The 22203-nt window shown below is 65.3% G+C and carries 21 protein-coding genes and 2 pseudogenes; 20 read left to right on the forward strand and 3 right to left on the reverse strand.

The genetic code is table 11. From position 1 onward, the window contains the following. Positions 1–372: 372 nt before the first annotated feature. From darT to ACFPZ3_RS39810, 8 genes and pseudogenes are all read left to right on the forward strand, one after another. Positions 373–1023 (forward strand): type II toxin-antitoxin system toxin DNA ADP-ribosyl transferase DarT, encoded by a 651-nt coding sequence (darT, locus tag ACFPZ3_RS39775; protein ID WP_379519528.1) that lies wholly within the window; start codon positions 373–375, stop codon positions 1021–1023. A gap of 50 nt (positions 1024–1073) precedes the next feature. Further along, entirely contained in the window at positions 1074–2159 is a 1086-nt protein-coding gene (darG, locus tag ACFPZ3_RS39780) for a type II toxin-antitoxin system antitoxin DNA ADP-ribosyl glycohydrolase DarG (RefSeq protein WP_379519529.1), read from the forward strand. Between the two features lie 350 nt (positions 2160–2509). Further along, a pseudogene (locus tag ACFPZ3_RS39785) lies at positions 2510–2629 on the forward strand (transposase); the annotation flags it as partial. 224 nt (positions 2630–2853) lie between these two features. Beyond that, on the forward strand, positions 2854–5478 hold the full coding sequence (locus tag ACFPZ3_RS39790; protein ID WP_379519530.1) for a winged helix-turn-helix domain-containing protein: 2625 nt from the start codon (positions 2854–2856) through the stop codon (positions 5476–5478). A 123-nt stretch (positions 5479–5601) separates the two neighbouring features. Further along, positions 5602–6291: a hypothetical protein gene (locus ACFPZ3_RS39795; RefSeq protein WP_379519531.1), complete on the forward strand. Its 690-nt coding sequence runs from the start codon at positions 5602–5604 to the stop codon at positions 6289–6291. A gap of 182 nt (positions 6292–6473) precedes the next feature. Then, entirely contained in the window at positions 6474–6974 is a 501-nt protein-coding gene (locus ACFPZ3_RS39800) for a DUF2306 domain-containing protein (RefSeq protein WP_379519532.1), read from the forward strand. Next, entirely contained in the window at positions 6974–7225 is a 252-nt protein-coding gene (locus ACFPZ3_RS39805; RefSeq protein ID WP_379519533.1) for a hypothetical protein, read from the forward strand. The genes ACFPZ3_RS39800 and ACFPZ3_RS39805 overlap by 1 nt, the downstream gene beginning before the upstream one ends. A 283-nt stretch (positions 7226–7508) precedes the next feature. After that, positions 7509–9317: a hypothetical protein gene (locus ACFPZ3_RS39810; protein ID WP_379519534.1), complete on the forward strand. Its 1809-nt coding sequence runs from the start codon at positions 7509–7511 to the stop codon at positions 9315–9317. Between the two features lie 302 nt (positions 9318–9619). Here ACFPZ3_RS39810 and ACFPZ3_RS39815 read toward each other — a convergent pair whose 3' ends face one another. Then, complete coding sequence (locus ACFPZ3_RS39815; RefSeq protein ID WP_379519535.1) at positions 9620–10114, reverse strand: hypothetical protein; 495 nt, start codon at positions 10112–10114, stop codon at positions 9620–9622. 405 nt (positions 10115–10519) lie between these two features. Beyond that, the gene (locus ACFPZ3_RS39820) at positions 10520–10762 is read right to left on the reverse strand and encodes a GntR family transcriptional regulator (protein ID WP_379519536.1); all 243 of its coding nucleotides are present in this window, start codon (positions 10760–10762) and stop codon (positions 10520–10522) included. Between the two features lie 875 nt (positions 10763–11637). Between ACFPZ3_RS39820 and ACFPZ3_RS39825 the strand changes: the two genes are divergently transcribed. Genes ACFPZ3_RS39825 through ACFPZ3_RS39880 form a run of 12 tightly spaced genes read left to right on the forward strand, consistent with a single transcriptional unit; the run spans position 11638 to position 21265 of the window. Beyond that, entirely contained in the window at positions 11638–12048 is a 411-nt protein-coding gene (locus ACFPZ3_RS39825) for a hypothetical protein (RefSeq protein WP_379519537.1), read from the forward strand. Then, positions 12030–12842: a hypothetical protein gene (locus tag ACFPZ3_RS39830; protein WP_379519538.1), complete on the forward strand. Its 813-nt coding sequence runs from the start codon at positions 12030–12032 to the stop codon at positions 12840–12842. Before ACFPZ3_RS39825 ends, ACFPZ3_RS39830 begins: the two co-directional genes overlap by 19 nt. Positions 12843–12848: 6 nt before the next feature. Beyond that, positions 12849–13490 carry an SAF domain-containing protein gene (locus ACFPZ3_RS39835; protein WP_379519539.1) on the forward strand — a complete coding sequence of 214 codons (642 nt, stop codon included), beginning with the start codon at positions 12849–12851 and terminating at the stop codon, positions 13488–13490. Between the two features lie 5 nt (positions 13491–13495). Next, positions 13496–14239: a MinD/ParA family ATP-binding protein gene (locus ACFPZ3_RS39840; RefSeq protein ID WP_379519540.1), complete on the forward strand. Its 744-nt coding sequence runs from the start codon at positions 13496–13498 to the stop codon at positions 14237–14239. After that, entirely contained in the window at positions 14236–15549 is a 1314-nt protein-coding gene (locus ACFPZ3_RS39845) for a CpaF family protein (protein ID WP_379519541.1), read from the forward strand. Before ACFPZ3_RS39840 ends, ACFPZ3_RS39845 begins: the two co-directional genes overlap by 4 nt. Further along, complete coding sequence (locus tag ACFPZ3_RS39850) at positions 15546–16379, forward strand: type II secretion system F family protein (protein ID WP_379519542.1); 834 nt, start codon at positions 15546–15548, stop codon at positions 16377–16379. Before ACFPZ3_RS39845 ends, ACFPZ3_RS39850 begins: the two co-directional genes overlap by 4 nt. Next, on the forward strand, positions 16376–17233 hold the full coding sequence (locus ACFPZ3_RS39855) for a type II secretion system F family protein (RefSeq protein WP_379519543.1): 858 nt from the start codon (positions 16376–16378) through the stop codon (positions 17231–17233). Before ACFPZ3_RS39850 ends, ACFPZ3_RS39855 begins: the two co-directional genes overlap by 4 nt. Next, positions 17230–17451 (forward strand): hypothetical protein, encoded by a 222-nt coding sequence (locus ACFPZ3_RS39860; RefSeq protein WP_379519544.1) that lies wholly within the window; start codon positions 17230–17232, stop codon positions 17449–17451. The genes ACFPZ3_RS39855 and ACFPZ3_RS39860 overlap by 4 nt, the downstream gene beginning before the upstream one ends. Then, the gene (locus ACFPZ3_RS39865; RefSeq protein ID WP_379519545.1) at positions 17448–17828 is read left to right on the forward strand and encodes a TadE/TadG family type IV pilus assembly protein; all 381 of its coding nucleotides are present in this window, start codon (positions 17448–17450) and stop codon (positions 17826–17828) included. The genes ACFPZ3_RS39860 and ACFPZ3_RS39865 overlap by 4 nt, the downstream gene beginning before the upstream one ends. Before the next feature lie 10 nt (positions 17829–17838). Next, a complete protein-coding gene (locus ACFPZ3_RS39870; protein ID WP_379519546.1) occupies positions 17839–18243 on the forward strand; it encodes a TadE/TadG family type IV pilus assembly protein in 405 nt (134 codons plus the stop codon). After that, positions 18240–18662 carry a pilus assembly protein TadG-related protein gene (locus ACFPZ3_RS39875; RefSeq protein ID WP_379519547.1) on the forward strand — a complete coding sequence of 141 codons (423 nt, stop codon included), beginning with the start codon at positions 18240–18242 and terminating at the stop codon, positions 18660–18662. The genes ACFPZ3_RS39870 and ACFPZ3_RS39875 overlap by 4 nt, the downstream gene beginning before the upstream one ends. Then, on the forward strand, positions 18659–21265 hold the full coding sequence (locus tag ACFPZ3_RS39880; protein WP_379519548.1) for a LysM peptidoglycan-binding domain-containing protein: 2607 nt from the start codon (positions 18659–18661) through the stop codon (positions 21263–21265). The genes ACFPZ3_RS39875 and ACFPZ3_RS39880 overlap by 4 nt, the downstream gene beginning before the upstream one ends. Before the next feature lie 232 nt (positions 21266–21497). Here the strand turns inward: ACFPZ3_RS39880 and ACFPZ3_RS39885 are convergent. Then, positions 21498–22203: pseudogene (locus tag ACFPZ3_RS39885) on the reverse strand (ISKra4 family transposase); the annotation flags it as partial.

Genomic DNA, 22203 nt, shown 5'->3' on the forward strand with positions numbered 1-22203 from the left:
AAACAGCGGATCGCGATTGCCTCGCCTACACCGGGTGCTGCGTCCACACGGCAATACGGAAGGCCAATACGGATGGCCTGGCGTCACGGGTCCCGCGAAGTACGAGGACATCCCGATCTAGGAGACGCGCGGTGGGGCTGGGAGCAACTAGCCGAAACCAGGCAAGCAGGCAGTGCCAGACCGGGGGTCGCGTTGACTAGTTAAGGGAAGGCATGCCCCGTCTGAGGCACGAGGAGTGCAGCGGGCAAGAGGTAGATCACAAATGGGCGTAGTCGCCCGAACTGGGTGCCGTTACACTAAAGGATCGCGAAGCTACTTGACCGTGCCGAATCGGTGCTGATCAATCATGGTGGGCTCAATACAACCAACTGAATGGCTCATAGCGAAATGCCTCATGATCGGTTCATATATCACTTCACGCACGTAAACAACCTGTCGCAAATCCTTAAAGATGGAGTCCTTCTCTCCGATTCTCACGTCCAAGCTAGGCAAAAGCTTGCCGTAGAAATCGGAGACCTTGACGTGAAGAATCGACGTCGATCGATGAAGGTGATGCGCCCACCCGGTGGATGCCCTGCGGACTACGTTCCCTTCTATTTTGCGCCACGCTCACCAATGTTATACGTAATTAGCAAAGGAAGCGTAGAACAGTATCAAGAAGGGCAAGGGCCGTTAATTTATCTCGTTTCCTCGGTTGACCGAATAGTATCTGAGCGGCTAGACTGGGTTTTTACGGACGGCAACTGCGCAAGCGGGATCACCGAATATTTCGACGACCTTGCAAAGCTAGAGCAGGCCGTGGATTGGCCTCTAATGGAGTCTCGGCTATGGAATAACACAGCCGAGGACCCCGACAGGATGCGTAGACGGATGGCAGAGTTCTTAGTTCATCACCGGGTTCCCTGGCGTTGTTTTCTTGGCATTGCAACCAAAACTAAGAAAATCGAAAAGGAGGTGAAGGAAATCCTCGACGGGAAAAGTGATTCCATTTATGTGGGGACTCGGAGCGATTGGTATTATTAGAAGGCGACTAGCAGGCATATGACGGGAGCGTACGGCAAGTGGAGGCCGCAATGATTGAAGAGGTTCGAGGGAACATGCTCGATGCCGATGTCGAGGCTGCGGTCAACACGGTAAACACGGTTGGCGTGATGGGCAAGGGCGTTGCCTTGCAATTCAAGCAAGCGTTCCCGCAAAACTATCGCGCCTACAAAGCTGCATGCGCCAGCGGTGAAGTTCAACTTGGCCGTATGTTCGTCCACGATAATGGCAGGCTTGATAACCCTCGCTACATCATAAACTTCCCCACGAAGGATCACTGGCGCTCAAAATCCCGTCTTGAAGACATCGAGCGAGGCCTGGGCGATCTAGTGCAAGTCATCAGAGAGTACGAGATTACTTCCATTGCCATTCCGGCTTTGGGCTGTGGTAATGGCGGGCTCTCGTGGGAATCCGTTCGTCCCATCATTATAAAAGCCCTTTCGCCTCTAGAAGACGTTACAGTCAAACTGTTTCCTCCTGGAGGTGCGCCGACACCTGCCGCAATGCGAATAGCAACTTCGTCGCCGAATATGACACGAGGTCGAGCTGCCCTTCTGGAGCTTATGCATCGCTACATGGGCATAGTGCAGGCGGAGAACTTTGTTGCTCCTGATGGTGTTTCACTTTTGGAGATTCAGAAGCTGACTTACCTGCTTCAAGTGTGGGGAGAGAATCTCAAACTCAAGTTTGAGCAAGGGCGATATGGCCCGTATGCCGAGAATCTCAATCACGTGCTTCAAAGGATTGAGGGGCACTACCTTCGGGGTTACGGTGATCGCTCCGAGCAGGTCTTGAAGCTACGCCCAATCCGACTAATGCCTGATGCGGCATCGACCGCGCAGGGTTGGATCGATGACAATGCTCCGGGCCTTCGAGAGGGCTTTGCCAAGATCGAGGGACTTATATTCGGCTTCGCATCGCCATATGGTCTGGAACTTCTAGCCACAGTTCATTGGATCGCTACTCAGCCCCACGGCCACTCCACTCTAGTGATAGATGACGTTGTTGTAGGAGTGCAAGCGTGGAACAAGCGGAAGCAAGAGCTTTTCACCCCCGCTCACATCCGTCGAGCCTATAATCAACTTGTCCAGTATGGCTGGCTGGAGAAGCCGCAATAGGCGCACGTCTGAGCGGTCACTGCGGCGCTATGCCTCTGTGCAATCCAGCAAGTGTGCGCATTGGCCTCTTCCTAGACTTCAGGGTTAGAGCGCGTTGGCGGTGCTGGCCGCGACCGGCCGAAGAGCCGCAGCGCGGCCAGCGACCGCCTGACGCGCGGCAGGCCGCCGCAGGCGGGCTGCCCTTGAGATCGTAGAGAAAGTTCTCATCCGGCGAGACCCATGTGCTTGTCCTGTTCCGGTTGATGCTTGACACCTGAGCTTCGGTTGATGCTTTACACCCCTTCGGCTGACCTGCGTTCCTGGGTGATCGGTTGCGATCATCTGGGAGGCCCGGGTTGGCGCTGGTGGAGTTGAGCGTCATGGAGCAGCGGTATCGCGCTGTGCTGGAAGTAGAGGCGGGCTGTGCGGTGGTCGAGGTCGCCGAGCGGCATGGGGTGTCACGGCAGTCGGTGCACGCGTGGGTGCGCCGCTCACCGTCAGCGACTGAGGCGCGGATCGCGGCATGAGCGGACGTCCTGCCCGACAGGCGCTGTACTAGCGTTGGGCGCGGCACACGCTCGGACACGGTTGTGCAGCTTGGAATGGGGATGCCATGGCACGTCCGGTGATCGCGACCAAGCTGTATGTCCCGAGGCTGCGATCCGGTCTGGTGACGCGCCCCCGACTCCGTGAGCGTCTGCGTCGAGGAGCTGAGTTGAGGCTGACCCTGGTGTCCGCCCCGGCCGGGTTCGGCAAGACGACGCTCCTCGCCGAGTGGCTGGATGAGACGGCCGGGGAAGACCATTCCGTGGCGTGGCTCTCGCTCGGTCCGGAGGACAGCGATCCTGCGTCGTTCTGGACGTACGTGGTGACGGCGCTCCATACGGCGGTGCCCGGCGAAGGCTCGAGTGCGCTGGAGCTCATCGCCTCCTCGCCCTTGCCGACCGAACATCTCCTCACCACGCTGCTGAACGAGCTCGCCGCGGCACCGGGCGAGGTCTGGCTGGTGCTCGATGACTACCACCTGGTCGACAGCCACGATGTCAGTGACGGCGTGGCCTTCTTCCTGGAGCACCTTCCGCCCCATGTGCACGTCGTGCTCAGCACACGCGCCGACCCCGGCCTGCCGCTGTCCCGGTGGCGGGTGCGCGGAGAGCTGGCCGAGGTCCGAGCCGCGGACCTGCGCTTCACGTCCGACGAGGCGGCCGCCTACCTCAACGAGGTGGCGGGGCTGGACCTCGCCTCGGAGGACGTCGCGGCGTTGGAGGAACGCACGGAGGGGTGGATTGCCGCTCTGCAGCTCGCCGCACTCTCCATGCAGGGGCGCAAGGACGTCAGCAGCTTCATCGCACGGTTCGCCGGGAACGACCGGTACATCGTCGACTACCTCGTCGAAGAGGTGCTCCAGCACCAACCTGAGCCAGTGCGCGGTTTCCTGTTGCAATCAGCGGTTCTCGACCGGCTCACGGGGCCGCTGTGTGACGCCCTCACCGACCGCGACGACGGAAGCCACATGCTCACGGTCCTCGAGCGCGCCAACCTCTTCCTCGTGGCCCTGGACGACCGGCGGGAATGGTACCGCTACCACCACCTCTTCGCCGACGTGCTGCGGGCGCGCATGCTCGCCGAGCAGCCGGACCTGGTTCCGCTGCTGCACCAGCGCGCCAGCCAGTGGTACGAGCGCCACGATCTGGCCGAGGAGGCAGTCAGGCACGCAGTGGCCGCGCGGGACTTCGACCGCGGGGCCTACCTCATGGAGCTGGCTGTCCCGGCGATGCGCCGCAACCGGCAAGAAGCCATGCTGCTCGGCTGGCTGAAGGCACTGCCCGACGACGTCGTCCGGCGCAGCCCGGTGCTCAGCGTCTTCTACGGGCACATGCTCATGGTCTCCGGCGCCCTCGACGCGGTCTCGCCCCGGCTCGACGACGCCGAACGCGCGCTGGCTGCCGTACCAGACGGGTCGGCTCCACGGTGGGCCGAAACCGAGGAGCTCAGCACGTTACCGGCGACCATCGCCGTCTACCGCGCCTCGCTCGCGCAAGCCCGGGGCGATGCGGCGGGTACGGCGCAACACGCTCGGCACGCACTCGACCTGGCCGGCCCCACTGACCATCTCGCGCGCGGCGGTGCGGCCGGGTACCTCGGCCTCGCCGCGTGGGCGCAGGGGAACGTGTCGAGCGCGCTGGAGACGTTCACGCAGGCTGTGGCAAGCCTGCACGCGGCCGGCGCCCTCGTCGACGAGCTGAGCGGCACGGTCGTGCTCGCTGACATGTGGCTCGCCGCGGGTCGGCCCAGCAAGGCACGCCAGCTGTACCAGCGGGCACTGCACGCCGCCGAGGCGTACGGAGAGCCCGTGGCGCAGGCAGCCGCCGACCTGCACGTGGGCATCAGCGAGATCGACCGCGAAGCCGGAGACCTCGACGCCGCCAAACGACACCTCGAGGCGGCCGCAGCCCTCGGGGAGCGTGCTGCGATGACCGAGAGCCGCTACCGATGGTACGTGGCCATGGGCCGAGTCGCCGCTGCAAGTGGCGACCTGGAGGAGGCCATCACCCTCCTGGGCAAGGCGGAGGAGCTCTACCGGCCGGGCTTCTTCCTCCCGGACATGCGTCCCGTTGCGGCGCTGAAAGCCCGGGTCTGGATCACCCGCGGCGACCTCTCGCTGGCCGCTGACTGGGCCCATGAACGAGGCGTGTCCGCCACGGACGATGCCGGCTATCTGCGCGAGTTCGACCACCTCACCTTGGTGCGTCTGCTCATCGCGCAGTACCGGGAACACCCGGACACCGGCGCGCTCGACCAGGCAGCCGGCCTGCTGGACCGGCTGCTCAGCGCCGCCGAGACCTCAGGTCGCGCCGGAAATCTTCTCGAGATCCGCATGCTGCAGGCTCGGGCACACTACGCGCAGGGACATCGGCTGCAGGCTGTGGAGTCTCTTGCCCGGACCTTGGCGCAGGCACCCGAACCAGGTGGCTACGTCCGGCTCTTCCTGGACGAGGGCGCCCCGATGAGGGTGTTGCTGCGCGACGCCACGAACCACGGCGTCGCCGGCGACCACGCGCGGCTCTTGCTCAGCCTCGGCGCATCTGCCGAAGCTGAAGCCCCCGACCCAGGGCAGCGCCCGGCGTCGTTGTCGCCGGAGTCGCCAGAATCGTTGAGCGACCGGGAGCTGCAGGTGCTCAGGTTGCTCGACAGTGAGCTGAGCGGGCCGCAGATCGCCCGCGAGCTGTTCGTCTCGTACAACACGCTGCGTACCCACACCAAGCACATCTTCTCCAAGCTCGACGTCACCAGCCGGCGGGCCGCGGTGCTGCGCGCCCGGGAACGCGGGCTGATGTAACCGGCTCTGCCGGAGATCTCACCCCGTCACTCACATCGTCGGGTGATGCCGGGTCATCACCCCCGTCCCTACCTTTGGGTCAACCCGCGGCGCCCGCCACGGAGCACCGAAAGGGAGCCGGACATGACCATCACCCCGACCACCCTCACCCGAGCGGCCGGCGTTGCCGCCGCCGTAGCAGGACTGCTGTTCATCGGCGTCCAGATCAACCACCCCCACATGGACGTCACCTCCGTCACCACGACCGAATGGACGGTCCGCAATACCCTGAAGATGCTCATGGCCGCCCTGGCCCTCACCGGCATCACCGGTATGTACCTGCGCCAGGTGAAGCAGACCGGAGTGCTCGGCCTACTCGGGTACGTCCTGTTCGGCGCCGGCTACCTCGTCATGCTGGGCATCGCGTTCGTCGCTGCGTACGTCCTCCCATCCCTCGCTGACAGTTCACCCGCCTACGTCAACGACGTCCTCGCCGTGGCCGCCGGCGCCCACGCGACCGGCGACATCGGCCTGATGCAGACCGCCATCCAGGTCTCCGGCATCACCTACCTGGCCGGCGGCCTCATCTTCGGCATCGCACTCTTCCGCGCCAACATCCTCGCCCGGTGGGCTGCAGCACTCCTCGCCGGTGGCACCCTCGCCACCATCGCGATCCCCCTGCTGCCGCAGATCAACGAAAGGCTGTTCGCCCTGCCCACCGGCGTCGCCCTGGTCGGCCTCGGCTACTCCCTTTGGCGCGAGCAGCGCACCCCGGCCGCTCGGCCCATGCCCAGCCCGGTCAGCTCGCAGCCCGACCCGGCCGGCGCCAAGTGACCGTCCACGCGGCAGCCCGCCCCACCCGGTCGACCCGGTCGACCAGGTGGGTGCCGTTCGCACTGGTCGCCCTCGTCCTGGTCCCCGCCATAACCGGCTCTCTGCGCCTGGTCGAGCTGGCTGGTGGTCCACACGTGATGCCCGCTAACCCGCGCATCACCGCCTCGCCCTTGCCTGTGGTCATGCACATCGTTTGCGCCGTCGTGTACGCCATCCTCGGCGCCTTCCAGTTCTCCGCCGCGCTGCGGCGCCGTCGGCCCGGCTGGCACCGGGTGGCCGGACGGGTCCTGGTGGTGCTGGGCTTGGCCGTGGCGTTCTCGGCGCTGTGGATGACGCAGTTCTACCCCCGCCAGCCCGGCACCGGGGAGCTGGCGTACGTGTTCCGGCTCACGTTCGGGTCGGGCATGGCCGCCAGCATCATCCTCGGGTTCACCGCGATCCGCCGCGGCGACGTCGCCCGCCACCGGGCCTGGATGACCCGCGCCTACGCCCTGGCCCTCGGCGCCGGCACCCAGGTGTTCACCCAAGGCATCGGGAACGCGGTCTTCGGCACCAGCGAACTCACCACCGACCTCATGCTGGGTGCGGGCTGGGGCATCAACCTCGCGGTCGCTGAGTACGTCATCCGCCGGCATGTCAGCAGCCGCCGAACCAGCAGGGCGAGGACGAAGGTGGCGGCCTGATGGCCCAGTCGCCCAGACGACAGGCGCCCGCTTGCTACCAGCTTCGGGTCGGCGGGCACCTTGACGACCACTGGTCTGCCTGGTTCGGTGACCTCACCCTGACCCACGAAAGCGACGGCACGACCAGCCTCAGCGGACTCGTCTCGGACCAAGCGGAGCTGCATGGACTGCTCATGAAGGTCCGCGACCTGGGCGTCACCCTCATATCCGTGGCGATCATCGACCCCTCCGACAGCATCGACCACCAGTGAAGCCAATGCCGTCTCCGAAGACCTCAGCGGAGGCCCTCAGCTCAGGAAGCGCGGCGGCTGCGGGCAGTCACGCCGGGTTGCTGTCGTAAATCTTGCCGGGGGGCCGACCGCCGTCGCGGGTCAGCAAGGCGGGCATTGGGTTGATATTCGGTTGCATCGCGGCTTTTGTGTCTGGCCATATATCGACGGTTCAAATAGTTAATGAGAATGTATAACGCGTTTACCTCGCGTATCAGGACGTGCTTGACTTCCGCCTTGTAAGCCACACCCTCTGGGAGGGTCCATGGGGGAGTTCGTCGGGATCGATCCCCTCGGCGCAGACAAGCTGATCCGCCAGATGGAGACGGGGAAGGAAGTCCTCGGCAGGACACGGCCGGGGCTCGAAGCGGCGATTGCCGAAGCCGGCGCGGACTGGGCTGGCCGTGCGGGCGTCGCCGCGATGCACCGTACCTGGGCGTTCTTTCACGAGTCGCAGCAGGACCTGAAATGGCGTATCGACACCCTCAAACGGATGGTGCCGACACAGCAGAAAGGCATGCTGACCGCCACTGTGCCCTTCAGCAACCGGACCGAGGCAGAGCAGGCAGCCAAGAACGACGCGGCGGCGATCACCGGGGCGCTCAAGCACCACGATAAGCAGCTTTCTCAGCAGAGTTGGGCCGAGGTGGAGAAGGCCGCGGCGGCACTCAAGGGACGCGTCGACGACCCCGCCTACGCTGCGGCGCTGCTGGCGGCACTCGGCCCCAAAACGTTCCAGAAGTTGTTCCGCGACTGGATGAACACACAAGCCGCCGGGGATCGCAGAGGTCTGACCCCAGAGTCGGGTAAGCGAGCCGGCGACGGTTTGCCGGGCCTGCTTGCCAAAGCCTTCGCCAGTGCCCAGAGCTCCGGGCGGCTCGGGGCCGAATGGAAAAAGATGATCGAGACCGCGCCTTCGGACGTTCTGACGGCTCTCGTCAAGTTGGCTCCGCAGTCCAGGACGTTCCTCACCCAGGTGGCGATCAACCTCCTGAACCGCCCGCCGAACTCTGACACGTTCCCCACGGATCCCAACTGGAACTTGTACAACCTGGCCAAGGCGTTCGCGGCGAATCCAGAGGCGTTCCAGCGATTCCTGGCCGAGCATCCGAAAGAGGCAGGGATCATGCTCGACGCCTACACCATCAAATCGAGCGGCGTCCCTGCTTATGAACCAGCGCTGGCAGAGGCGTTGGACGGGGCGTTGAAGCCAAGGTTCGGGGCGGATGACGTGCGAGAGCGCGCCTGGATCAACGTCATCAACAGCATCGGGTCCGAGCACTCTCTCTGGATCGGCGGCAGCCTCGGCACCTTCCCCGATTCGCCGGTCAGCCGTGTGCTGGCCAAGAACATCGGCCCCATCCTAGACAAGCTCGCACGAGGCCAGGCTGACCAAGCAGCTCGCGATGCCTACGAAAGGGCCAAGGCCAAGAAGGCGAAGTATCCCCCGGTACCGCTTCCCTACTTGGCGCCGCGACCTCCATGGAACACACTCGACCCTGCGGTGACCGCCCGGTTCTTCGGCGCCCTCGCACAAGACCCCGTTGCGTCTGAAACCTTGAGGAAGGCGGGCAAGGACTACGTCGAGGAAATGGACATGGGTCGCTTCCAACCCTTCGGCGCGGGCGACTACAGTGCGGCGGCGTTTCACAACTACGCCGAGCGGGCGGGAGCACTGGCGAGTCTGATGCTATCTGGGTCGACCTACGCTGAGTGGAGCGACGACCAGTATGCGGAGTGGCTCGCTGGGAGCATTTTGATGCCCGTCGACTTCATGGATCAGTTTGTGCCGGTGACAGGCAAGATCCCGGGCACTGGCAAGGCCAAAGTACTCGACGAGGTCAAGGACCGGTTGAAGAAGATGATTACGGATTACTTGGACGGAGAAACTCCGGCTACTGCGGAGACGGTCGCCGAAGACCTGGTGAATGCACAAGTAGACATGATGGTTGACTCGCTGAGGGCAAACGGGCAGAGTTTGCCGACAGCGCTCGAACAGAACGAGTTGAGAAAGGCCACGATGGGCGGCATGCTTGGGGCCGTGACCAACGCTCTGAAGATGAGGGGCGGTTGATCATGCCTACCAGGGAACACCTGCTCCGTGAGGCAGCCGAGAAGGAGTTGCTTGCCTCAACGTTTGCCGGCTTCGCCAGAAGCATTGCCGCGACGTTCGATGGGATCCCATCGCGGCCAGGCGATAGTGAAGCCATCTGGAGAGGGGTGGTTGCAGATCGGTACCTTACAGATGCTGTCCGTCTCAAGCGCGAGATAGCTGATCTCGAGGGATCGTGCCTGGCGACTGCCGAGGCTCTGCGGCGCCGAGCCGAGCAGTTCCGTAAGACCGCTGCGCTTTTACCTGATTTGGCGTGACCAGGTTCAGTCAGAGCGAGAGTAGCATTCGGTCTTACCGATGATTGCGACGTTGGGCTTGGGCTCCAAGCGGGCGAAAAGTATGAACGTCAATCGAGACTCCGAATTGACCAGCACGGCAACGCTTGTGTCGTCCTCCCAAAGATCGAGATTATCGACAACCTCGTTGTGATAGCCTCTGCTGACAAGTTCAGTTTTCAATAACCCGACAAGGTTAACCGGGCTTTCCTTGGATGAGTCCGCAAAATCGCCTTTGGCAATGTAAAAACGCCGCTCTTTATCGGGGCCACAGGATGAGTTCCGGTCCGGGCCGTCCGCTCGTTCCTTCGTCAGCTCAGTCATGCGTGCCTCGAGCCAGGACGCCACCGCATCCCCATCACTCACGAGCTTCTTGGTTGCCTCCGCCAGCGGCGGTGGTTCCGGTTCGCCGGAACAGCCTGTCAGGACCGCGAAACAGACCAGTGCCGCGGCAACTACCCTCGAAGACGCACCAAGGCGCACGATCGGACCCTATCCGAGCAGACTCCGCTCGTACATCCGATTCGTCCCAGCCATAGCGAGCTTCGATAGAGGGGTTAATCTGCCGCCGTGAGCGCTGTCTCATGGGGAGCGACAGGTCGGACAGCAGAGCCGCGCCCTCCGGACTGTCTACTGTCGGAAGCTCTCGTCGGTTGGGGAGCGTTCCTCGCACGCGTGCACCGATGAGTTCCGGCTTGGCCGACGGTACGATGGGCTCCCCGTAAGTGTGAACCATCGGGAACGGCGCTCAGACGCTGCTCGAACTCCTCCGGCGTCAGTCGGTCCCTCGTCGAGGGCCATCCGCAGCTGCGCAGCGATCTGATCGCGCTCGCCGTCCGACAAACACGATTCTGGAGCTCGTGGCACCCGTTCTCCGGCTGCATCTCCTCACGGGGCTGGCTTGTTCTCGCGAACAAATGAGCCCCGGCCTGGGATGGTTTCTATCAGCTTGAGCTCGTCTCGCAGGTAAGCGATGGCTTGACGGATCGTGGGCCGGGAAACCTCGAGTTCCAGCTCGAGCCGAACCTCGGATATGACGTCGTTGTAGCCGATCTCACCTGCCTCGATCCTGCGCTGGATCTCGTCGGCGACCTGACGCCACTTCGGAATCCGCGGGTTGTATTCGATCACGTCCCAACTCTAGATAGACCCTTCGTGGCAGACATAGAAGGGTCTATATGCTCCTATGCTTATCGACCTTTACAGGCCATCATAGGTATGCCAGCATGGAGGTCCAACGCACTGCTGCCCAGCCTGGGACTGCCAGGAAGACGATGGCCTGCGTGCTCCGCGATCGGGTCCGGAGGTTGGTGTGATCCCAGGGGACTTCCACGGCATGCATGTGGCTCCGCTGCAAGAGCGGCACGTCCTGATCGCATGGGTGGATCCGGTGAACCGGTGCCGGAACGTCAGGGTCCGCAGCCACACATGCCAATGCATGGACACTCGTTACGAGCTGTGCGCTGCGGGCGGGCAAGGGCACATCCGTCGTACGGAGAGCCTGCCCGACGGCAGCAACCGAACCACTGAGAGTCACTGGCTTCGGTCCGCAGCGGCCGCGCGGTTGTGGAAGGCCCTCTTGGACGGTCGCGCTCGATGACCGTGTCGGTTGCGGCGGGTCGCTGCCGGGGCGTTCTGTCGTGATCTTTCTGATCGTCCGATCGATGCGGTTTTCAGAGTGGTCGCCATACGTTCGATCAACGGAATTGATCGCCTTTGCGTGTTTCCCCACGTCAGAAGCTCGTTATTGAGTAAGTGATCTGTGGCGTGGCCGCTAGGTGACCAGTTCAGACAGCAAACCTAATCTGACAGCTCCACGCATCTGAGCGATGGCTCTCGGTGAAGGTTGCAGGTCAGTGATGGTCTCCACGCAGTGTCTGAAACTGGCGTCGCCCGTTGGATTGCTCCTGGTCGTGGCAACGACAGCAGTCACGGCGTGCCAGTCAAGCGATACACCGCCTGCGACGATGAAGAGGACCGCTTCACCCTCCCCTTCAAACCCCTCCTTGCCGAACGAACAGCTCATTCGTACCGCCTACCAGAACCTGTACACGGCGGGACAGCAAGCCGAGAAGACGCCGGCCGACCAGCGCCGCCTCATCCTGGCGGACGTTGCCGCCGATCCTCTCCTGAACCGGATGCTCCGCGGTATCGCGGCACTCCAGGCAACCGGCCGCGTCACCTGGGGTACCCCTGTCCTGAACACCTTCGACGTGAAGGTGGATGACGACACGGCCACCCTGCACGACTGCCAGGACGACACCAAGACGGGCCAGGCAGACGCGAAGACAGGGGAGCGCCTCACTCACGGCACGACCGGCACCCACCTGGTCGTCACCTATCAAAAGGGCAAGGACGGGATCTGGCGTGCCTCGACCCTGAAGCAGGTGGACGACCCATGCTCGCCTACGGACTGAGCCTCCTGCTCCTGGCCACGGCGCCGGTCGGCCCCAGAAGCGGGGAAGGCACCGAGGTGACGACCCAATCCTGGGGCTACCTCATCATGGGCCGAGAAGGTCCGCGCCCTGGTGCCAAAGGGGCGAGCGGTGGGGGACCCGGCGTTACCTGCTCCTACAAGCCATGGCATGTCGACGGCACCCGGGAGGGCGGCCTCGAGTTCGTCGACCCGGGCAGCAACCCCAACAGCAAGCCGACCCGCGACGGGGCTCACTACCTGATCGAGTGCAGCGACGGCTACCGCGACGTCCTCTGGATCCCAGGCGACATCGGCCAGACGGTCACCCCTGAGCAACTCGCCCGCCAGGCGTACGAGTTCATCCCCATCAGCCCACCCAAGGTGCTCACGGCACCACCCCGGGGCTCAGAGGGTCTGGTCGGCTTGCCTCAATGGTTCTACCTGGCCAAAGAGGAGTGGCAGGCCAAGTCGAAGCGCCTCGAGGTCGGTGCGGTCTGGGCAGAGGCCACGGCGACGCCACGGAAGCTGACCGTCAACACCGGCGACGGTAAGACGGTCACCTGTGAGGGCCCCGGCACCACCTATGACTCCTCCAAGCGCGCCGACCAGCAGCAGTCCTCGTGCTCTCACCGATACCTCCACCCCAACAGCGCCTACCAGGCCAGCGTGACCGTGACCTGGAACGGAACATGGCGCGGCTCGGGCGGCACCGGAGGAACGCTCCCGCCGATCACACGAACGGTCACCTTCCCGATCCGCGTCGCCGAAGCGCAGGCGCTCGTCACGAAGGGATAGCTCCCTATGCTCCAGCGCGTCGCACCGCAGCAGAACCCTGGACAGCCGCCGCCCGCACGGCCGCTTCCCAGCAAACGCCGCCCCGTCATGCTCGCCGTCAGCGTGGCGCTGACTGCCCTCGGCGCCTTGGCAGCCTGGGAGGTGTACGGCATCGCCAGCGACCACACGCCGGTCCTGGTCGTGGCTCGCGATGTCCCCATCGGCCAGCAACTCCAGGCCCAGGATCTGCGTACGGTCGCCATGGGCATGGACCCCGGCGTACCGTCCTTCAACGCCCACGACAAGGGCGCCGTCATCGGCAAGCGGGCCGCGGTGGAACTGAAGGCCAACGGGCTGCTCGCGCCGAGCCAGGTCACCGACGGCTTCGCGCCCGCGCCCGGCGAGCAGGTCGTCCCGATCGCGGTCAAGACCAGCCAACTTCCCGCGCGAGGGATACAGCCGGGCGATCCTGTGCTCGCGGTCACCGTACCGACCGACGGCACCAGGACCCCGGCCATCCACCCGGGCAGAGTCGATCGCGTCGGCCAGCCCGACGCCGATGGTCTCGTCGTCGTGGACCTCGTGGTCCCGGCCGCTGATGGCCCGGCCCTCGCGCAACAAGCCGCCGTCGGCAAAGTCGCCATCGTCCTGCAGTCGAGAGCCGGGTAAGTCCGATGCTCATCGCCCTGTGCTCCGGCGGCCACAGCCCCGGAGTCACCACCGCCGGCCTCGCGCTGACCATGGCCTGGCCCCGCGAAGTGTTGTACGCCGAATGTGACCGGGCAGGAGGTAGCCTGCATGCCGGCTACCTCCTCGGCCAGCCGAGAGAGCGGGGCCTCGGCGAATGGGCGGTCCAGCTCCGTCGTGGCGCCGATCCCGCGAGGTCCCTACACGAGCAGACGTACTGTTTGACCGGCTTTGAGAACAAGCTGATCCTCCCCGGCCTCGCCGAGCCTGCCCAAGCGACCTCGATACAGCCGCTCTGGCCAACCATCACCGCCACTTTCGCAACTCTGCCCATCGACGTCATAGCCGACGTCGGCCGCGCCGGCGGTCCGGACACCTCGACGGAACTGCTCCGCGACGCCGACACGGTCCTCCTGATCGCCCGTCCCAATCTCGTCGACCTCACCGCGGCGGCACCCCGTCTGCAGGAGATCAAGCATCTTCGCGGCTCCCGACCGGGTCCAGTGATCCTGCTCGTCGGCAACGGTCCGTACAGCCGCAGCGAAGTGACCCGGACACTGTCCACGGACGTCGCCGCCCACTTCCCGTACGACCCCCGCGCCGCGAACGTCCTCTCCCATGGAACCGGCAACGACCGCTACGTCTCCAGATCCCTACTGATCAGAGCAGCCAGAGACTTCGCCGAAGGGTTCTGTGCACAGGCTGTGGAAGACGAGGTGATGGCCCGATGAGCTTCGACCAGGCTCGCGCCGTACGAGCGATTCTGCCCAAGGTCACCGAGGCCATCGACGCCATGGAGTCCGTCTCCGACGACGCGGTCGAGGAGTACGGCAGGGCAATCATCACCGACCTCGTACGGGAGCACGTGGACGGCCGCGCACTCGCCGGACAGAGCGTCCCCAACCTGGACCAGGAACGAAGCCTCGCCGAAGCCGTCTTCAACCAGGTGTTCCGCATGGGCCGCCTCCAGGAGCTGGTCAACGACCCGACCGTGGAGAACATCGACGTCAACGGCTGCGACCAGGTCTGGATCACCTACACCGACGGCCGCAAGGAGCTCGGCGCACCCATCGCGGACAGCGACGATGAGCTGGTCGAGGACGTACGCAGATGGGCGGCCTATCAGGGGCAGACCGCCCGCGACTTCTCGATCGCACGCCCACGGCTCCACCTGTCCCTCGGAAGCAACACCAGGATGGGCGCGCTGATGGGCGTCGTACCCCGACCCTGCCTGTCGATCCGCAGCCACGGCAAGCTCAACGCCGACCTCGACGACCTGATCGCCAACGGCACGATCGACAAGGGGCTCCGAGAGTTCCTCAGCGCCGCCGTACGAGCGCACAAGGACATCGTCATCACCGGCGGCATGGGCGACGGAAAGACCACCTTCGCCCGCGCCCTCGCCGCCGAGATCGACCCCGACGAACGCGTCGCCACCATCGAGAAAGAGTACGAACTCTTCCTCCACCTCCAGAAGGACCGGCACCGCGACGTACTCGCCATGGAAGCCCGCGAAGGCAACACCGAGGGCCTCGGCGCGATCACCCTTCATCACCTCATCGAGGACGCCCTCAGATTCAACGCACGCCGGATCATCGTCGGCGAGGTACGCGGTGACGAACTCATCCCGATGCTGCAAGCCATGAACACCGGCGGCAACGGCTCCATCTGCACCCTGCACGCCGACTCCGCAGACCAGGTCTTCGCCCGCATGCTCATCCTGGCCGGCTCCGGCGGCCTGAACATCGCCACCGACACCCTGTTCCGCACGATCGGCATGGCCGTCGACTTCGTCGTCCACCTGGGCCATGACCTCCGGCACAACCTCGACGGGCCGGTCAACCGGCGCTACGTCGCGCAGATCAACGAGGTCCTTCCTCCAGGCGACACCGTGGAACCCGCCGTCAACCGCGTCTACGTCCCGGGACCGGAGGGCCGAGCCATACCTAACACGATTCCCCAGTGCATAGACGAGCTGGTGGCGGTCGGATTCGATCCGGCCCTGTTCGCCGGGCACGCTTGGCAGGGAGGGCCCAGATGACCCAGTGGCTTGCTGCTCTGTCCGGGGCCCTCCTCACCACGGGGACGCTCCTGGTCATCGCCGGTCTCCGCAAGGTTCCGATACGCCCGCCCCACCCCAGCCGGAAACTGCCGAAGGTGCCCGTGCTGAAGGTCCTCTCGGCCCTCGGAGCGGCAGCCGCGATGTTCTGGCTGACCGAATGGCCAGTGGCGGCATTGGGAACGGCGGTCGCGGTATGGGTGTTGCCCCGCATGCTCACCAACCGCGAGGCCCTCCAGCAGATCGCCCGACTTGAGGCACTGGAAGCGTGGACACGCCACCTTGCCGACGTCCTCGGCGGTAGCGCCGGCATTGAAGAGGCCCTGCAGTCGAGCGCCAAGAATCCTCCGCAGCCGATCGCCGCCGAAGTACGCGGGCTGGCCCGCCGGCTGTCCTTCCGCATGCCGACCGAGCAGGCACTCAGGGCATTCGCCGATGACCTGGACGATCCGACCGGCGACATGATCTCCGCCGCCCTGATCCTGGCGTGCCGGGCTCGTGGCCGTGGGTTGCGGGAGGTCCTGCAAGGGCTGGCGCGTACGGTGGCGAAAGACGTGGCGGCGCGGCGTGAGATCGATGCCGAGCGTGCGACCCACCGGACCACCGCACGCTGGGTCATCGGCGCCTTGCTCGCCTATACCGGATTCGCGTTGCTCAACCGGACGTACGTGGAGCCGTTCGGCACCTTCGGCGGGCAGATCATGCTGGCCGTCGTCGTGTTGATCTATGCCGGGGCGTTCGGATGGCTGTATCGACTGTCCCGGCCCGCCAAGGGGCACCGATTCCTCAATGCCTCCGGCGGCCCGTCATGATCGCACTCGTTCTCCTTTGCGGGGCGACGGCGGGCCTTGGCGTCTCGCTCGCGATCGCCACGCTCTTCCCAGCACCCCCAGCTCTCGCGCCGGCGATGGAACGACTCCGGCCGGGCGCCAACCGCATCGAGGCACAACCCGACTGGCGCGCACGCCTGGCGCGAACGGTCGTCGGCGCCCGCGTCCCGAAGACCAACCTCGCGCTGCTGGGAAAGACCACCGATGACTACCTGCTCCGCAAAGCCACGATGCTCGCGATCGCGCTGGTGGGGCCAGCCGTGCTCTGGGCCTGGTGCGGACTGCTCGGCGTCACGCTCCCGTGGATGATCTCCCTAGGCTCGTGTGTGGCCTTCGCGGTCGCGGTGTTCCTCGCCCCGGACGCCGCTCTGCGCGGCCAGGCCGCCGACGCTCGCAAGGCGTTCCGCCAGGCGATCGTGGCGTACCTCGACCTCGTCGCGCTCGCCAGGGCCGCCGGCTCGGGACCCGCCGACGCGCTGGAGACCGCCGCCAGGGTAGGTGACGGGTGGACGTTCCGCCGGATGGCCGTAGCGCTCGACCCCGCCCGCCGCAGTACGGGAAGCGCCTGGGACGAACTCGCCCGGCTGTCCGACGAGATCGACGTCCCCGAACTCGCCGATCTGGCATCGATCGCCGGACTCGCCGGAACCCGAGGCGCCGGCATCCTCGACACCCTCATGGCCAAGGCCCAATCCCTGCGCGAGGTGGCGCTGTCCACCGAAGTGGCCAAAGCCAAGTCCCACACCGAGACCATGACGGTACCCATGGCCTTGTCGGTCATCGGGTTCCTCATGCTGCTCGGTTATCCCGCCTTCGCTCGTATGGCCGGAGGTTGAACATCGGGAGGTACAACGTGCAGGTCTACCGAGCACTGCTGTGGGCCCGCGAGTGGTTGTCGCTCAACCGGCTCGCCGAACGACGCGGGGTCGACCCCGAACAGGGTGCCAGCACCCTGGAGTGGGTGGTCATCGCGGCGATCGTGTTCCTCCTGGCCATCGCCGCCGGGGCGAAGATCACGGAGGTGGTCAACGAACAACTGGGCAAGATCGGATGACGGACCGCGAACGAGGCTCGGCAACGCTGGAGGCCGCCGTCGTCTATCCCGTAGTGCTGCTGCTGGTCCTGCTCGCCGTCAACGTCGCACTCTGGTTCCACGCGCGGAATCTCGCACTGTCGGCTGCTCAGGAAGGGCTGCGGGTCGGGCGGGCGTACGGCTCCAGCCTCGAAGCGGGGAAGGGGGCTGCGGAACGGTTCGCGCGTGAGGTGGGTGCGTCGTTCCTGCTGTCTCCGGAGGTGGAGGCGCGGCGCGGGGGCGACGCGGTGTCAGTGACGGTACGCGGGCAGGCGATCAGCCTGATCCCTGCACTCACTGTCTCCGTCGATCAGGTGGCCCAGGCGCCAGTGGAGAAATGGACTGACGATGGACCATGAACGAGGATCCATGGCCCTGGAGACCGCGATCGTCGCGCCTGCGTTGATGGCATTGCTGGTGTTGGTGATCGCGGCCGGTCGTGTCGCCATCGCGCAGGGCTCGATCGACGCCGCGGCGCGGGACGCGGCGCGACAGGCGTCCATCGCCCGCGATCCCGGAACGGCTCGCGCCGCGGCGCTGGCGAGCGCGGAGGACACCCTTGGGCGTGAGGGACTGAAGTGTTCGCCGTCGGTCACGGTGGACACGAGGGGCTTCGCAAAGCCGGTAGGTACGCCTGCCGTCGTGTCCGCGACGGTCACCTGTGAGGTCGAGATCAGCGATATCGCGTTGCCGGGAATCCCGGGTTCGAAGGCCCTGACCAGCGACTTCACCAGCCCTCTTGATCCATTTAGAGCCCGTGGGGATCAGACATGAACCTTCGGGACGAACGGGGCTCCGTCACGGCGTTCACGGTGGTGTTCGCCCTGGCCCTGCTGATTTGCGCCGGGCTCGTCGTTGACGGCGGGGCCAAGATCCAGGCACACCGGGAGGCGTACGCGGTCGCCGAGGAGGCGGCACGTGCCGGGGCCGGACAGGTCGACATCGACCGCGCGTACACCACGGGCGGGCGCTTCGAAGTCGACACGGCGAAGGCGCTGGCGGCAGCACGGGACTACCTCGGGGTGGCAGGACATCCAGGCAGCGCGGCCATGGCGGGAGCGCGCACGATCAAGGTGACCGTCACCGTGGCCAAGCCGACCGTGCTCCTGTCGCTGATCGGCATCAGCAACGTCAGTACCACCGCATCCGCCTCTGCGCAGATGCTCCAGGGAAGCGATCAAGGACGACCATGACCACGTACGCCATGCGGTTCCCCACGCTCGCCAGGGTGACGGCCGCGCTGGTACTCGCCGTCCTCGTGGTCGGCATACCTGTCGTCCTGCTGGCCTTCTTCCGGCCAATGGAGCTACCCCGTCTCGACGAGCTCACAACGCCGACAGAGCCGCAGGTCATCAAGCCGTTGTTGTTCGTCGTCGTGTGGACGTGCTGGAGCATGTTCGTATGGGGTGTTCTAGCCGAGTTGATCAACCTACTTCTGGTCGGCAATATCCGCTTTCGCGTACCTTTCCAGCACCTGGCCGCACGGCTGCTCACCACGATCACCCTTGCCGCCACCACGCCGGTCGCAGCCGCACGCGGAATGATCCCTGCGGCTGTCGCGCCTGTCGCCATTCCGGACGCTTTGCCGCTCGCAGCTGCTGAGCCCTTGGCGGTCGAGACCGCCAAGCCGTACAAGGCCTATACGGTCAAGCCGCGCGACACCCTCTGGGCGATCGCCAGACGACACCTGGGCGACCCAGCGCGGTACCGGGAGATCGTACGGCTGAACCAAGGCCGGACGATGAACGACGGCCAGACCTTCACCAGCCAGGACTGGCTACGGCCAGGCTGGAAACTTCGCATGCCCCTTGACGCCACGGGCTTGGATGGCAGCCGCAGGGAGTCCGGGCGAGTGCACACGGTCACAGCCGGCGAGAGCCTGTGGGACATCGCCGAGAAGCGACTCGGAGACGGCCACCGGTACAAGGAGCTCTACAAACTCAACAAGGGACGACCGCAGCCGGACCGCGGACGGCTCATCGACCCCTCCGTCATCGAACCCGGCTGGCGCCTGATACTGCCGGATCGCGCGCCAGAACGGGCACCCGCTCAGCGCCATCCGATCGAAGATCCCACGCCCCAAGCCACAGCACCTGCCGCCCAGACACCGCAGCCGTCGGTCGCCCTTCCGGACGGCGGAATGGTGGCGCTCTCCTTCGCCACCGGCATCGCCGTGGCACTGGCCTCCGCACGGCTCTACCTGCGGCGACGGCTTACCGCCCGTCAAGCGGCGGAGCCTGTCCGATTTCCCGTGCCCGAAGAGGAGTCGCCCTCCGCGCGGGTCCTGGAGCAGGCGCATCGACGCGAGTACGCAGACTCTGGAGAGCCGCCGCCGGACGACTTCGAGCTGGTGCGATCCGCGTTCTCGACCGACCCGCCGGTTGCGGTGAAAGTGGGCAAGCGAGGCTCCGATCCGGTCTCACTCGATCTTTCCGGTATGAACGTGGGGCTGACCGGACCGGTGGCCGACGACGTCATCAGGGCGATCGTGCTCGACCTCCTGACCCAGTCGGACCAGCACCGTGTCGAGATCGTCATGCCGTACGACGACGCCGTGCTCCTCCTCGGAGAGCAGGTACGACATCTGTCAGAGTTCTTGCCAGGGCTCCGGCTGGTAGTCGGAATGAACGATGCCGTCGACTACCTCGAGGAACAGTTCGTGGGCAGGCGACGAATCCTGCGCGACTCCGACGCTGAGGACATTCCCGAGCTCCGCGGCACTGAGCCGGACGAACCGCTGCCCGCGCTCCTGCTGATCGCTCGGACGGACAACGGCGGAGACCACGCCTACCTCGAAACGCTCATGGGCCTGGCACCGCGATTCGGCATCGGCGCACTACTGAGCGGAGAACGGGCGTCCGGAACTACCTATGAGGTGAGCGTCGATGCGGTCGTGCTGAACGCCGCCGACGAGCTGGCGGATGCCGAGTTGTTCCACGTGCCCAAAGCAGCCGCCAGCACTCTGCTGCAGAAGCTCGCCGCCGCGAACGGCTACGTCGAGAACCAACCACAGAAAGAAATCGACCTGACTGTCCCGCCACCGGACACCATGGAAGCCCTGGTTCGTTTCGGCATCGTGGGCGAACCGCTCATTCAGATCGACGGCAAGGTAGTGGACATCTCGGGACGGACCAAGTCCCTGGAACTGTTCGTTCTCCTGGCTCTGCATCCTCATGGCCTCGACCGGGAGAAGATCTGCGCGCACCTCTGGCCAGACGTGGAGGAGCCGCAGGCCGGCTATCGCTTCCACGCTGCGCTCAAGGACCTTCGGGCGGCACTGCGAGACGCGACCGGAAGGACCGACAAGGACGTCGCTTTCGTGGAGGCCGAGAACAAGGTCTACCGGATTGAAAGGCGGACCGTGGCGGTCGATCTGTGGACCTATCGGCGCAGCCTGAACGCTGCCCGCGCCGCCACCGACGAGGAGACCAAGATGGTCGCTTTGGAAGGCGTTGCGGCGCTCTGCCGGGGGCACCTGGTGCAAGGAACTGATTACGAGTGGATCGAGCAGGACCACCGTTGGCCCCTGAGCGTCACGAGCATCCGGGCGCTGCTCCAGCTCGGTGCCATCCATGAGCGGAACGGGCGGCTTGAACGAGCTCTCGAGGTCTTGGAGCAGGTGTGCGCCCTGGACGCGGACGTGGAATCCGCGGGCACGGGTGTAGTCCGGCTCCTTCACCAACTCGGCCGCCATGATGAGGCACATCTGAGAGCGCGCCACGTGCAGAAACGTCTAGACGCCCTGGGAGTTACACCGTGCGCCGAATCACAGGCGAGGCTCAGTCATCAGAGGTGATTCTCCGAGAGGAAAGCAAGGAAAGGCCCGGGCTTCGGTAACCGCGGGCGAGCAACTCCTCGAGGCACAGGGGCTATTGCGCCGACGGATTCACCACACCACTTAGGTCGGAGACCGCGATGGTGCCCTGCCCGGGGTCAGCGCGGTGAGAGCGAGAGTCCAGGGCGATGTGGCGGTTGTCGCTCATCACCCAAAGCCGATGGGTGTAGCTCTTTTGCAGTGACTGGTTCGATCAAGCGCTGAGGGTGTATTCGTCCGGGTGGCGGCTGTGGTGGACGCGCTGGTTCTCGCGGTCGACGTGGAAGGTCCAGTACTGGTCGAGGTCGCTGTTGGCGATCAGGGCGCGGAGCTTCAGAATGGCCTCGGCTCCGGCCAGTCCCCACCGGGCTCCGGTGATGTCCAGGCGGTCGCCGATCAGGTAGCGGGCGCTTCCCTCCACGACGCCGGTGGCGATCGGCCAGCCCTGCTCCAGCGCGTGGTCATAGTGCAGGAACGCTTGGTGGCTGGTCAGGTAGCGGGCTGCGACGGACAGAGCGTCGCCTCGGCTGGTCGTCCGGGCCGTCAGATCGGCGATCACCTCCTCGGGGCGGCCGGCCAGCAGGGCGAGCGCCCAGCCGGCGACGCGTTGCTCGGCGGCCGGGTCGTCGGCGGTGTGCAGGCAGCGAGCCGCGCGCCAGAGGTATTCCAGCACGTGGATCAGATCGCAGACGATATGGATGCGGGTGTGGCGGCGTTCGGCCTCGGCCTGCAGCAGCTGGATCTGGTGGTGATCGCCGTCGGCCAGCACCACCCAGGTGCGCGCGTGCAGGCTGTCGCGGGCCTCGGCCTGGTCGAACAGCACCGCGATCACCTGCTCGGCCGGGCAGATGACCGAGGCATAGATCCACTTGCCGGACGCGCGCGGCCCGGCCCGCACCCGGCGGGCGCCGCTGCGTTCG

The organism is Nonomuraea insulae, assembly GCF_042656245.1.